Consider the following 12358-nt stretch of genomic DNA (forward strand, 5'->3'; position numbering starts at 1 on the left):
AAGGTAGTCGAGTCGGACCCGACACGAACCAGATACCTGCGGATCGGTCCCCCATGCGTCCGGATCGTTGCAAAGCCAGCGAGCCCAACGACCAGGACCACGAGAGCTACGTCCGGGAGCGCGGAACCTCACGTTGGGGATCTCCACGCCGACGGGAACGGCCAACACGCCGACGGGGACGGCGAACACGGTGCCGGGGACGGCCAACACGGGCGCACAGGGTGCGGACGCGCCGGAGCCGCCACCTCGAGGAGGTGGCGGCTCCGGGCAAGTGAAGCGTTGGGGTCGGGTCAGATGACCGTGACCGAGGTGGCCTGCGGGCCCTTCTGGCCCTGGCCGACCTCGAACTCAACGCGGGCGTTCTCCTCCAGGGAACGGAAGCCGTTGCCCTGGATCTCCGAGTAGTGGACGAAGACGTCGCCACCACCGTTGTCCGGGGTGATGAAGCCGAAGCCCTTCTCGGAGTTGAACCACTTGACAGTGCCCTGCGTCATAAAAAATCTCCTGTATCAAAAATATCGACAACGCCGATCTGTAACCGGCGTCCAGTTCAGTTAACCACAGCCGGCCGGAAAAACCAACCGAGATCATCCGAAAGTGGGGCGGGTTACTTCTTTTCCGCCCGGCCGGCGAACGCCGGCGGGGTGAACGGTGAGCGACTGGCCGGCCGGCCGGCCAGCTCGCGGGTCGGCCAGACCGGCTCGGCGGTCTCGGCCGCGCTGAAGCGCACCGGCGCCACGCGCGAGCGGCCGCCCGTTTCGGTGGATTTGTACTCTGTGGACGTAGGCGTGGACATAGGTCCTCCCAGTGTGTGTGTTGATTGTCGGCACCAAGGCCGGAGTCAGTGGCTCGCCGTGATGCGGTGGAGCCGGGCCGGGGTCGGCCAGCGGACGTTGGTCGCCCAACCGAGCTTCTCGAAGATCCAGATCAGCCGCGCGGAGATGTCGATCTGGCCGCGCAGCACGCCGTGTCGGGCGCAGGTCGGGTCGGCGTGGTGCAGGTTGTGCCACGACTCGCCGAAGGAGAAGATCGCCAGCGGCCAGAAGTTCGCCGCCTTGTCCCGGCTGCTGAACGGGCGCTCGCCGATCATGTGGCAGATCGAGTTCACCGACCAGGTGACGTGGTGCAGCAGGGCGACCCGGACGAACCCGGCCCAGAACAGCGCCGTGACACCGCCCCACACCGACCACGTGGCCAGCCCGCCGATCAGCGCGGGCAGCAGGAACGTGGCCGCCGTCCACACCGGAAACAGCCGGTCGACGGCGCGGATGTCCGGGTCGGCCACCAGGTCGGGGGCGAACCGCTCGGCGTTGGTGACGTCGCGGTTGAACAGCCAGCCCATGTGCGCGTGCCAGAAGCCCTTGGCCAGCGCCCTGGCGCCGGTGCCGTACCGCCACGGCGAGTGCGGGTCGCCGGCCCGGTCGGAGAAGGCGTGGTGCCGCCGGTGGTCGGCGACCCACGTGGTGGTCGAGCCCTGCGCGGCCATGTTGCCGGCGATCGCCAGAGCGATCTTCAGCGGCCGCTTGGCCTTGAACGACCCGTGCGTGAAGTGCCGGTGGTAGCCCACCGTGACGCCGAGCCCGGTGAGCACGAAGAAGGCGACGCCGAGGCCGATGTCCAGCCAGCTCAGACCCCACCCCCACGCGAAGGGAACCGCGGCCGCGAGCGTCAGCAGCGGAAGGATGACGAAGATCGACACCGTCACGTGCTCGGGGAGCGACGTGCGGCCGGACAGAATGGGTTTCGGCCGCCGGGCGGTCGACGGGTCGGGCTTGGTCGGGGTCTGGGTAGCAGACATGCACACCTCGTATTGGGGGGTCTGGCGAACAGGAAACAGGCTTGGGGGAACCGGCGTCAAGAACGGATTCGGCCCGCCGCCGAATTGCGGGTAGCACGAAATCGGGTACCGGGAAAATGAGGAAAAGCCTCGGCGACCGCGCCGGACAACAACTGGGACGTCGCGGGCGCCGGCAGCTACGCCGGGGGCGTACACCGCGCCGCGGGGAACTCCGATCTATCTCCAGCGGTTCCGCCCGAGAGGTTCCGTCTCCCACCGGCCGAGCCGCAACTGCTTACACTCCTGACGGTACCCGACGCGGGGGCCGGGCGCCATGCGGCACCGCTGCGCCGGCAGGGTGAGACGCACGTCACGCCCACCGCCGGCGTCCCTGCCGGGACACTGCCGGCATGTCGTCGACCGACTACCCGCACTGGGAACGGGTGTCCACCCGGTGGAAGGACAACGACGTGTACGGGCACCTGAACAACGTCGTCCACTACTCCCTGATGGACACCGTCATCAACAACTGGTTGATCCGCCGTGGTGGGCTGGACATCCACGACGGCGCGGTGATCGGCCTGTGCGTCGAGTCGCGGTGCAGCTACCACCAGGCCGCGGCGTACCCGGAGGCCCTCGAGCTCGGGCTGCGGGTGGGGCATCTCGGCCGGTCCAGCGTGCGCTACGAGGTCGGCATCCACCGGGCGGACCGGGAGACGCTCGTCGCCGAAGGGCTGTTCACGCACGTGTTCGTCGACAGGGCGAGCCGCCGGCCGCGGGAGATCACCGGCGAGCTGCGGGCGGCGCTGGAAGAGCTGCGGCCGCCCTCGGCGGGGTGACCGTTTCCCACGCCCGCATGAGCTCGGCGTAGCGGGCCGAGCGGCGGAGCAGCTCCTCGTGGTCGCCGAGCAGCGTGTCGCGGCCGTCCAGCACGAGCACCCGCCGCGCCCGCAGCGCCGAGCTGAGCCGGTGCGCGATCACCACGAGCACCCCACCCCGCGCGGCGAAGGCCCGCTCCGCGGTCGCCTCGGCGTGCGCGTCGACGTGCGCGGTCGCCTCGTCGAGCACCACCACCCGCGCCGGGCTCGCGTACACCCTGGCCAGCGCCAGCAGCTCGCGCTGGCCGGCGGACAGCTCCGCCCCGGAGTGCCCGATCCGCCCTTCCAGCCCGCCGAGCCGCCGCACCAGGTCACCCGCGCCGACCGCCTCGGCCGCGCGCAGCAGCCGCTCGTCGCTCGCCGCCGGGTCGAGCAGCGCCAGGTTCTCCCGCACCGTGCCCGCGAACAAGTAGGACTCCTGCGGGGTGAACGCCACCAGCCGGCGGCGCACGTCTGGGTCGAGCCGGGTCACCGGGACGCCGCCGAGCAGCACCCGGCCCCGCTGCGGGGCGAGCGTGCCGGTCAGCAACCCGGCCAATGTCGACTTGCCGATTCCGCTCGGGCCGACGACGGCGAGGTGGTCACCGGGCACCAGGTCGAGGTCGAGGTCGCGGAGCACCGGCTCGGCATGCTCGCCCCACCGGTGGGTGAGGCCGCGCGCGGTGACCGTCCCGTCCGGCGGCGCCGGGGCGGTCGGCTCGGCGCCGACGTGGTCCGCGGCGCCGGTCTCGTCGAGCCGGCGCAGCGCCACCAGCAGCCGCAGCACCACGGTGCTGGCCGTCGCGGCGAGGCCCTGCAACGCGGGCTGCAGGGTGCCGGACAGGTAGACGAGCGTGCCGAGCGCCGCGCCCGCCGTGAGCTGCCCCGCGGCGATCCGGCCCGGCGCGAGCAGCAGCACGAGCAGCAGCGGGAGGAACCCGCCGACCGAGATCACCAGGGTGCGCAGCGCGGTGGCGGTGGCCATCCGGACCGCGGCGGTGGCCTGGGCGTCCACCGTGGTGTGCACCTGCCCGACGGCGGCCGGCTCGGCACCGCAGGCCGCGACATCGCGCAGGCCGGAGAGCACCTCGCCGGCGGACTCGGCGGTGCGCTCGTCGGCCAGCGCCAGCGCCCGCTGCCGGGTGGCCAGGGTGGGCAGCAGGGCGGTGAACAGCAGCAGCGCCGCGACCACCGGGCCGGCCACCGCCCACGCCAGCGTTCCGGCGACGGTGAACACGCCGGCGAGCGCGCCCACGGTGGTCACCACCATGCCCCTGGCCTGCACCAGCAGCCCGGCGGTGGCGTCACGGACGGTCTCGACGTGCTGGGTGATCCTGGCGACGCCGCTGGCGTCCGGACCGGTGCGCCGCGGGGTGGTGTCCCGCAGCACGCCCCGCACGACGACGCCGACCAGCGCGTCCCGCAGCGGCTCGATGATCGTGCCGAGGCGTTGCCAGACCAGGCGGGCGCCGAACGCGCCGAGCGCCGCGACGGCCCCGAACACCAGCAGCCAGGCCACGCCGCGCACGGGGTCACCCGCGGCGAAGCCGCCGTCGACGGAGGCCTGCACCAGCCGCCCGGACAGGAACGCGGGCAGGCTCTCCAACGCCGAGCAGCCGAGCAGCACCAGCCAGCCGCGCCACTGCCCGCCGAGGGTGCGCCAGTACAGCCGGGGAACGCTCACGCCCCCTCCTCGCTGGCGCTCGTCGGCGGCGTTCGCCAGGGCTGCTGTGTTCAACGGTTCGCTCCGCACGCTCCGCTCACGCCGCCGCCTCCCCGGAATCAACCCTGTTGGTCGCGTTGGGCAGTGAGCGTTCGGCTCGGTCACGTACTTGTGGCCGGGTTGCGTCACGTTCCCCTGAGGTGACGGTTCCCGAGGTTGACAGAAGGTGTCTCACCGGAGTTCCCCACCGTTGCCCGGCGCGCTGCCGTTCGGGGAGGAGGCCGCGCGCTCCTCGGTGAACACCGCGCGGTAGTCCGGGTCCGTCCACAGCACCGCGTGCGGCGCCACCGCGCGCAGCCGGCCACCATCCAGCCAGGCCACCAGGTCGGCGCGGGCCGCGGTGGCCACCCGATGGGTCACGATCACCCGGGTCCGGTCGGGCAGCGCCGTGGCGAGCGCGCGATCCACCCTGGCCTCGGTGATCGTGTCCAGGCTGGCCGTGGCGTCGTCCAGCACGAGCACCCGCGGCCGGCGGACCAGCGCCCGCGCCAGCCCGAGCCGCTGGGCCTCGCCGCCGGAGAGCGGGGTGCGGGACAGCGGGGTCTCGTACCCCTCGGGCAGCCGCACCACCAGGTCGTGCACCTGCGCGGCCCGGCACGCCTCCCGCACCGCCACGGTGCCCGCCCAGCAGCCGTAGGCGACCGCGTCGCGCACCGTCTCACCCAGCAGCACCGGCCGCTCGAACGCGTAGCCCACCGCGGCCCGCAGGTCCTCGGCCGGCAGCAGGCGCACCGGAACGCCGTCGAGCAGCACCTCGCCGCGGTCCGGCTCGACCAGCCCACCGAGCACCGCGGTCAGCGCGGACTTGCCCGCCCCCGACCGGCCCACCACGGCCAGCACGCCGCCACCGGGCACGGCGAGGTCGACGTCGCGGAGCGCGCCGTCGAGCCCCACCCCGCGCAACCGCACGGTCCCCCGCCCCCTCGGCAACCGGAATGTCCCTTCTGGACGGACCTGGGCGGCGAGCACCTCGGTGATCCTGGTGGCGCACGACCGGGCCCTGGACAGCGCGGTGAGCAGCGGAACCTGCCGGACCATGCCCATGCCGAGCATCGTGTAACCGAGCGCGGCCAGCACGTCACCGACGCTGAGCCGGCCGGCGAGCACGCCGAACCCGGCGGCGACCAGCACCGCCAGCTGCACCGCCGGCAGCAGCAACCCGGCCCGCCACACCATCCGCGCCTGCGTCCGCCACATCCCGGCGCCGGCGGCGCTGAGCCGGGGCAGCGGGCGCAGCACCCGCGCGGCCTCCTGGTCGGCGATGCCGGCGGCGGCGATGGTCCGCAACCCCGCGACGGCGTCCAGCAGCCGCGCGCCCAGCTCGCCGGACACCTCCTGGTAGGTGGTGACGTCGGCGGCGGTGCGGCGCAGGTGGGACCGGGCGAGCAGGAGCCCGACCGGCACGCTGGCCACGAAGACCACGGCCAGCCGCCAGTCGAGCAAGGCCAGCGCGGTGATCGCACCGGCGGAGATCAGCAGCGCCGTGCCGAGCTGCACGACGATCGACGCGACCTGGCCGGCTCCCGTGCAGTCGCTGGTGAGCCGGCTGACCGCGTCGCCAGGGGCGAACTCGGAACGGGTGCCCAGCCGCACCAGGTGCCGGGACAGCCGCCGGCGCAGCCGCGCGGTCGCCGCCGCGGTCAGCCGCGCGGTGAGCAGCACGCCCACGACGTCGGCGCCGATCTCCGCCACCCCCAGTAGGAGCAGCCACAGCACCGGTCCCCACGCCGACCCTCCGGAGAGCACGGCGTCCACCGCCCCGGCGAGCGCGCTCGGCAGCAGCAGCCCGGCCGCGGCGGCCACCAGCGCGGTCAGCACCAGCAGCGCCACCCGACCGCGGTCCTCGGCGGCGACCGCGCGGAGCAGCTGGTCACCGGACTCGGCCATCGGCCACCTTTCGTGACGGTGTCGACCCTTCGGTGGCGCCGAGTTGCTGCCGGTGCCACCGAAACTGGCGGACAATGGGGGAGCGCGGGAGCGGCGCACCAGTCCTGTGCCGCTCCCGCGCCCTGTTCAGCCGTTCGTTACGGCCTCAGTGGCAGGTCAGCAGGCTGACCGTGCTGTTCGCGCAGGAGGCGACCAGGCTCAGGTTGCTGCCGCCGCCGTTGCTCGGGTCGCCGTAGGACATCTCCTCGGGCGCCTCGAGGCTCTGCAGTTCGAGAACGTGCTCCATAGCGTTGTTCCCTTCTCGTTGTTTCTCTTGTCCACCGGCCGGGGCCCGGCCGGAGGTCAGTGGGACGGCGCCGGCCGCGATCCGCCCAGGAAGGGCAGCACCGCGCCGTGTCCGTCGAGGGTCGCGGCGAGGGCGAGCAGCACGCCCGCGCCGCCGGTGTTGACGTCCATGGACAGCCGCAGCAGCTGGTTGCCGGGCACGGCGATGCCGCCCTCGCCATACGGGATCGCGTACAGCGCCAGCCGGGACAGGTGCAGCGCCACCGCGTCGGCGAGCGCGGGGTCGGGGTCGCGCCGGCGCGCCGCGGCGAGCGCCGCCAGCAGTCCGCACCGGCCGAAAAGCAGGCCGGGGTGGATGACGAACTCGCCCCGGCAGGCCCGCAGCAACGCCGGCTGGTGGGCCAGGCTCGGCGCGTCCGGCGCGTGCGCGGCGAGCTCCTCGGCCACCAGCGCGATCCCGGCGCTGCCGACCGCGGCGTACGGCAGGGTGCGCGCCCCGCCGTCGCGGACCTGCAGCGCGCCGTCGTCGGTCTCGACGCACTCGGCGACGTCCCTGGCCAGCGCCCGGTCGGCGTGCTCGAGCCAGGCACGGTCGCCGGTGTGCTCGTACAGCCGGACGAACAGCAGCGCGGGGCCGGACCAGCCGCCGAGCAGCCCGGCGCGGCCCACATCGTCCGGCGGCGGCGCCGTGCCGAGCGCGCCGAGCAGCCGCTCGCCCAGCTCGGTCGCCCGCGCGGCGTACTCGGGGTCCCGCCGGGTGCCGGCGAAGTGCAGCAGGTTCAGCGCGATGCCGGACAGCCCGCCGCCGAGGCCGTGGTCCCGGGTCTGCTCGACGAGGGTCGCGGCGCCGGCGAGCAGCTCGTCGGCCGCGTCGTGGTGACCGAGGTTCTCCAGCACGTGGGCGATGCCGTGCGCGCCGTCGACGAAGCCGGGCCGGGTGGGCGGCTCGCGGTGCACGGCGGCCAGTAACCACCGCTCGTGCTCGGGGTAGCGGCCGGCGCCGGCGACGTCCAGAGCGTGCAGCACCCCGGCCGCGCCGTAGCCGAAGCCGGCGCCGCCGACCCGGAACTGCTCGATGTCACCGGGGAAGAGCCGGTCGGTGCGGTGGGGCGTGGCACTGGCGAGGATGGCGGTGGCGAGTGACTTGCGCACCACGCCCCAGTCCGGGTCCGGCTGGTCGAGCTCGGTGGTGGCCGGGGGCACCGGCTTCCTCGGCGCCAGCTCCCGCAGGATCTCCGCGCCGTAATCGGCGGGCAGCGGGAAGCGGCGCTCGACGAAGTCGACCAGTGCCGGCAGCTTTCCCGGGGCGAGCTCGAGCAGCGGGTTGAGTGGCAGGAAGATCCACAGCTTGAGTGCGGCCAGCGCGTGGTGGTCGATGGCGAAGCCGGTGCGGTCCCGCGGGGCGCGGAAGCCGGGGGCGCCGAGCGCGGGCCGGCCCGGCGAGTCGACCGGGAAGGCCATCTCGAAGTCGATCAAGGAGACCGAGCTGACCGTGTCGTCGCCGTCCTCGTCGACCAGGATGTTCAGCGCGTGCAGGTCGCCGAAGACCACGCCGCGCTCGTGCACCCGGTCGAGCAGCCGGGCCACCCGGTCCACCAGCGCGAGCGCCCTGCGGGTGTAGTCGGCGATCTCCCGCTCGCCGGGCTCGTGCCGGATGAGCGGGTAGTGGCGGGCCAGCCAGGGACCGAGCGCCCGACCCTCGACCTTCTCCATGGCCAGGAACAGGTGCTCCCACACGGCGAACAGGTCGTGGGCCGCCGGGATGCCGGGGATGCCCCGCAGCCGGTACAGCACCTCGTACTCCCGGCGCAGCCGGGCGACCGCGTCCGTCCGGTCGCGGTCGAGGCCGGCGTAGGGGCGGGCCTCCTTCAGCACGACCTCCTGATCGTCGGCCAGCCGGCGGGCCAGGTACACCCCACCGCCGTTGGAGAAGTGCAGCGACGAGGTCACCCGGTACGGGAACGCGGCCGGGTCCCCCGCCCTGCGCGCGGCGACGTGCGGGGCGAGGCACTCGGGCAGCTCGACCCAGTCGGGCACGGAGAAGCGGGGCTCGCGCCGGTCCGGCACGAGGGTGCCGTCCGGCCTGCTGATCGCCAGCACCCTGGCGCCGTCGGCCTCCATCCAGCGCTGGAGGAATCCGCCGTACCGCACGAACAACGGCCCCGCGCCGTACCGGAGATCGCTCAGAATGTAGGGTCCCGGCTCGCCGTCGAGCGCGGCCGACAGCTCGGCGAGCACCCGGGAGAACTGCTCGTCGTCCACCGGGTAAATGGTGATCAATTTTCCACTGGCCGCTCGCGGCGCGTATTTCGAGTTGCGGGACAGCAGGATCGACCGGGTGCGGAGATGCTTGAAAGCGATGCCCCGATCCAGGCAATAGCGATGGGCCGTACGGAGTACCCGATCGGCATTGTCCAGTCCCGCGGAAACGTGGATCTTCCAACCCTGGGCGGGCAACGCGGCCGATTCGGGGCGTAGCGACCGCCAAATACCGAGCTGCTCCTCCCGCCAGCCTTCCGGAGGCAGCGGCAGCGTGGCGGCGAACGCATCGCCCTGGTCAGCCGCCTGGCGCTGCTCGTCGAAGAAGAGCGGATCGGCGAAGCAGAAAGCCTCGTACCGGAGATCCATCCCGCTCCTTTCGAATTCATTCGACGACTCGGGGAAGCAGCGCGAACCGTTTCCATTCCCGCACACGGCACGCTGTATCGCCAATCCGCCATTACGGCGGTTCGGTTGCGCTGATCAGGGTAGGTCGATTCTCCGGCTACCCCCAGGTAGCTCAACCCTGGGTACCACCCGAAAGCGCGAACATCACCCGATGGAGACGTAACGCTGCCGACCTCGTCCGCGACATGCTGATTTCTACCCGAATGCCTACCACTCGTGCGACAAAAACAGCACTGCCTGTATGTCACCTGATCGCGGGTGGACAGTCGAGCCGGCACGTGGACCACGCCCCAATGTGGTCCCGGACCACGGCCAGGGACCGCGCGGGTCGCCTCCACAGTGGAAAGAGCTGGACAAGCTGGACGAGAGCGCGACAACGACCTCGGCCGCCGAACCGGTCCCGGCCGCCGGTCCGGTGCCGAATAGACTGCGACCGACCGGCGGAGGGAGGACGGGGTGCTCACGGGGTTCGCGGTGGTGGTCGCGCTGGCCTCGCTGGCGGTCGCCGGATGGTGCTTCGTCCAGGCCGCGCGCAACCGGCCACCGCGCCGGCCGCTGCTGATCGGTCTGGCGGTGGTCGAGCTGCTGCTGGCGGCGCAGGTGGTAATCGCGGTCGTACTGCTGCTGTCCGGGCAGCGGCCCGGCAGCATGGTGACGTTCCTGGCGTACCTGGTGGGCTCCCTGCTGGTGCTACCGCTCGGCGCGATGTGGGCGCTGGCCGAGCGCAGCCGGTCCAGCACCGTGGTGCTCGGCGTCGCGTGCGTGACCGTGCCGGTGCTGGTGCTGCGGATGCACGAGGTGTGGGGAGGTGCCGGTGCCTGAGCACGAGACCCCCGACCCCGCCGCGCACCACCCGGCCGCGGGCCGGCCGGACGGGCCGGACGGGCGGGCCGGCTCGGCTACCGCGGGACCGGCCGTGCCGACCACCGCCACGGGGCCGGGCCGGGTGCTGATCGCGGTCTACGCGATCTTCGCGGTGGCCGCCACGTCCCGCGCGACCGTGCAGATCCTCACCCGGTTCGACGAGGCACCGGTGCCGTACCTGCTCTCCGCCTTCGCCGCCGTGGTGTACGTGCTCGCCACCGTCGCGCTCGCCCGCTCCCGCGCCGTGTGGTGGCGGGTCGCGCTGGTGGCGTGCACGGTCGAGCTGGTCGGGGTGCTCACCGTGGGCATGCTCACCGTGTTCGACGCGGCCGCCTTCCCGGACGCCACCGTGTGGTCGAACTTCGGGCGGGGTTACCTGTTCATCCCACTGGTGCTGCCGGTGATCGGCCTGCTCTGGCTGCGCCGGACCCGCCCGGCCCGGGCCTGAGCCCTCACCAGAGGACGGCGATCACCACGTTCGCCACGGCCAGCCCACCGACGACGTAGACCCCCTGCCGGCGAATCTCGGTCCGGCGCCACAGCACGAGCGCGTGCACGAACACGCCGAGCGCGATGACCAGCTTGACCGCGATCTTGACGTTGTTCACCGGGGTGTCCACCAGGTCGGCGGAGGCGATCCCGACCAGCGCCAGCCCGGTGAGCAGCTGCAGCCCGCCACTGTAGGTGGTGATCCCCAGGCCGGTGCGGCTGCCCGCGACGAAATAGGTGACGACGCCGGCGAGGATGCCGGCCATGCCGAGCAGGTGCAGGAGCACGAGAAGGTCGTAGACGAAGTCCATGCCGGAAACTTACTACATGTCGTAGTAAACGCTAGGCCGGCACGACGAACAGGCTCGCCGATGTCGCCAGCGCGAGCAGCGCGACGCCGAGCAGGCCCGCCGGCGTCACTGACCGCGCCGGGTGCCGCAGCCGGTGGATGCGGGCCGCCAGCGCGCGGTCCGTCGCGGCGAGCGCGCCGGTCGGGGCCGCACCCGGCCCGCTGGCCGCGAACCGCTCCAGCGCGCTGGCCAGCGGCTCCCGCCCGTGCTGGCGGGCCGCGCGGTCGTCGGCGCACATCTCGACCAGCATCTGGATGGAGGCACAGATCCGCTCGAGCACCCGCACCCTGGCGGCCAGCGCGGAGAACGGCGCGAGCACGAGGTCGTGCCGCTCCCTGGCGTGCGCCCGCTCGTGCGCGAGGACGGCGGCCAGCTCGACGTCGGTGAGCAACCGGCGGGCGCCGGCGCTGACCACGATCCGCGGGTGCCGGCCGGGCACGCAGTAGGCCACCGCCGCCGGGTGGTCCACCACCAGCGCGTCCTGCTCCGCGCTCGCCACGATGTCGAGCAGCGTCCGGTGCCGGGACCGCGCCCGCGCGGTGCGCACCAGGGACACCGCCTGGTTGCCGGCCAGCCAGCCGGCCAGGGCGAGCCCGGCGGCCACCGCCGCGAGCCGCACCGGCCCGAGTACCTCGACCGCGCGACCGTCCCGCACGGCCGCGACCAGCTCGCCGAGCCCCGGCAGCACGCCGCGGCCGAAGGGCGCGAGGCCGGCGCCGAGCAGTGTGCCGACCACCGACAGCACCACGGTCAGCCCCACGACCTGCCACAGCACCAGCGCGGTACGCGGGCACGCGTGCGGCCAGCCGCCCGCCCGGCCCCGCCACAGCAGCCACAGCACCACCGCCGCGGCCAGCACGAACGCGCCGAGATGGTGCAGCACGAAGGTCATGACCGCCCCGGCTCCGTTCCCGGCTCGCCGGCCGACCCACCCGGCCCGTCCGCCCGCGGGTCGGGCACGGGGTCCACGGTGGGCGCGGTCCCGGTGGGCGGCTCGACGAGCGCCGCTCGCAGCGCCGCCGCCTCGTCGCTGCTCACCGAGTGGGCGAACCGGACCAGCGCCGACCCGCGGTCGCCGGTGAGCGCCAGCGCCTCCAGCATCAGCTCGGCCACGTAATCCTCCCGGCTGGCCGCCGGCGCGTATCGCCAGGCCCGGCCGGCGCGCTCGCGCCGCACGACCTTCTTCCCGGCCAACCGGGTGAGTACGGTCATCACGGTCGTGTAGGCCAGATCGCGGTCGGCGAGCCGCTCGTGCACGGCGCGCACGGTCATCGGCTCGTCGTGCGCCCAGAGGACGTCCATCACCGCCCGCTCGAGCTCACCGAGTCTGCCCACACCCGCCCCTTGTCCTGCCTCGTCCACGTATCCATGGGCCGCACTCCTCCCACCTGCGCTCCTCCCTCGCTGGCGCTCGGTCGATGCTCGGTGGTCGTCGCGCGGCCGCACCATCTTCGCACTG

General features: G+C 73.3%; 13 protein-coding genes. 3 read left to right on the forward strand and 10 right to left on the reverse strand.

The window, feature by feature from the left end; translation table 11 throughout:
• Positions 1-290: 290 nt before the first annotated feature.
• The 3 genes from BM051_RS10280 to BM051_RS10285 all read right to left on the reverse strand — a co-directional run bounded on the left by BM051_RS10280 (position 291) and on the right by BM051_RS10285 (position 1798).
• Entirely contained in the window at positions 291-494 is a 204-nt protein-coding gene (locus BM051_RS10280; protein WP_092529856.1) for a cold-shock protein, read from the reverse strand.
• Between the two features lie 113 nt (positions 495-607).
• Entirely contained in the window at positions 608-730 is a 123-nt protein-coding gene (locus tag BM051_RS30320) for a hypothetical protein (RefSeq protein WP_279587034.1), read from the reverse strand.
• Between the two features lie 111 nt (positions 731-841).
• On the reverse strand, positions 842-1798 hold the full coding sequence (locus BM051_RS10285) for an acyl-CoA desaturase (RefSeq protein ID WP_092529857.1): 957 nt from the start codon (positions 1796-1798) through the stop codon (positions 842-844).
• A gap of 389 nt (positions 1799-2187) precedes the next feature.
• Here BM051_RS10285 and BM051_RS10290 point away from each other — a divergent pair, with 389 nt between their 5' ends.
• Positions 2188-2616, forward strand: a complete 429-nt coding sequence (locus BM051_RS10290) for an acyl-CoA thioesterase (RefSeq protein WP_092529858.1) — start codon at positions 2188-2190, stop codon at positions 2614-2616.
• Here the strand turns inward: BM051_RS10290 and BM051_RS10295 are convergent.
• The 4 genes from BM051_RS10295 to lanKC all read right to left on the reverse strand — a co-directional run bounded on the left by BM051_RS10295 (position 2561) and on the right by lanKC (position 9157).
• Positions 2561-4318, reverse strand: coding sequence for an ABC transporter ATP-binding protein (locus BM051_RS10295; RefSeq protein ID WP_092529859.1), 1758 nt, complete (start codon positions 4316-4318; stop codon positions 2561-2563). The genes BM051_RS10290 and BM051_RS10295 overlap by 56 nt on opposite strands.
• 210 nt (positions 4319-4528) lie before the next feature.
• Entirely contained in the window at positions 4529-6244 is a 1716-nt protein-coding gene (locus BM051_RS10300) for an ABC transporter ATP-binding protein (protein ID WP_092529860.1), read from the reverse strand.
• Positions 6245-6389: 145 nt separating this feature from the next.
• A complete protein-coding gene (locus tag BM051_RS10305; RefSeq protein WP_092529861.1) occupies positions 6390-6530 on the reverse strand; it encodes a SapB/AmfS family lanthipeptide in 141 nt (46 codons plus the stop codon).
• Positions 6531-6586: 56 nt separating this feature from the next.
• Positions 6587-9157: a class III lanthionine synthetase LanKC gene (gene lanKC / locus BM051_RS10310; protein ID WP_092529862.1), complete on the reverse strand. Its 2571-nt coding sequence runs from the start codon at positions 9155-9157 to the stop codon at positions 6587-6589.
• Between the two features lie 495 nt (positions 9158-9652).
• Between lanKC and BM051_RS10315 the strand changes: the two genes are divergently transcribed.
• Positions 9653-10018: a hypothetical protein gene (locus tag BM051_RS10315; protein WP_092529863.1), complete on the forward strand. Its 366-nt coding sequence runs from the start codon at positions 9653-9655 to the stop codon at positions 10016-10018.
• 94 nt (positions 10019-10112) lie between these two features.
• Positions 10113-10508 (forward strand): hypothetical protein, encoded by a 396-nt coding sequence (locus BM051_RS10320; protein ID WP_092530352.1) that lies wholly within the window; start codon positions 10113-10115, stop codon positions 10506-10508.
• Positions 10509-10512: 4 nt separating this feature from the next.
• Here BM051_RS10320 and BM051_RS10325 read toward each other — a convergent pair whose 3' ends face one another.
• The 3 genes from BM051_RS10325 to BM051_RS10335 are packed head-to-tail and all read right to left on the reverse strand — an operon-like array spanning position 10513 to position 12234.
• Positions 10513-10860 carry a hypothetical protein gene (locus BM051_RS10325; RefSeq protein ID WP_092529864.1) on the reverse strand — a complete coding sequence of 116 codons (348 nt, stop codon included), beginning with the start codon at positions 10858-10860 and terminating at the stop codon, positions 10513-10515.
• Between the two features lie 31 nt (positions 10861-10891).
• The gene (locus BM051_RS10330) at positions 10892-11791 is read right to left on the reverse strand and encodes a M56 family metallopeptidase (protein WP_092529865.1); all 900 of its coding nucleotides are present in this window, start codon (positions 11789-11791) and stop codon (positions 10892-10894) included.
• On the reverse strand, positions 11788-12234 hold the full coding sequence (locus BM051_RS10335; RefSeq protein WP_424923267.1) for a BlaI/MecI/CopY family transcriptional regulator: 447 nt from the start codon (positions 12232-12234) through the stop codon (positions 11788-11790). The genes BM051_RS10330 and BM051_RS10335 overlap by 4 nt, the downstream gene beginning before the upstream one ends.
• Positions 12235-12358 lie beyond the last annotated feature (124 nt).

The organism is Amycolatopsis arida, from assembly GCF_900115565.1.
GTDB lineage: Bacteria > Actinomycetota > Actinomycetes > Mycobacteriales > Pseudonocardiaceae > Yuhushiella > Yuhushiella arida.

Bases quoted from the DNA above. Each gene is read 5' to 3' on its own strand.
- BM051_RS10330 (WP_092529865.1), bottom strand. From the start codon at position 11,791: ATGACCTTCGTGCTGCACCATCTCGGCGCGTTCGTGCTGGCCGCGGCG.
- BM051_RS10305 (WP_092529861.1), bottom strand. From the start codon at position 6,530: ATGGAGCACGTTCTCGAACTGCAGAGCCTCGAGGCGCCCGAGGAGATG.
- BM051_RS10325 (WP_092529864.1), bottom strand. From the start codon at position 10,860: ATGGACTTCGTCTACGACCTTCTCGTGCTCCTGCACCTGCTCGGCATG.
- BM051_RS10290 (WP_092529858.1), top strand. From the start codon at position 2,188: ATGTCGTCGACCGACTACCCGCACTGGGAACGGGTGTCCACCCGGTGG.
- BM051_RS10300 (WP_092529860.1), bottom strand. From the start codon at position 6,244: ATGGCCGAGTCCGGTGACCAGCTGCTCCGCGCGGTCGCCGCCGAGGAC.
- lanKC (WP_092529862.1), bottom strand. From the start codon at position 9,157: ATGGATCTCCGGTACGAGGCTTTCTGCTTCGCCGATCCGCTCTTCTTC.
- BM051_RS10285 (WP_092529857.1), bottom strand. From the start codon at position 1,798: ATGTCTGCTACCCAGACCCCGACCAAGCCCGACCCGTCGACCGCCCGG.
- BM051_RS10280 (WP_092529856.1), bottom strand. From the start codon at position 494: ATGACGCAGGGCACTGTCAAGTGGTTCAACTCCGAGAAGGGCTTCGGC.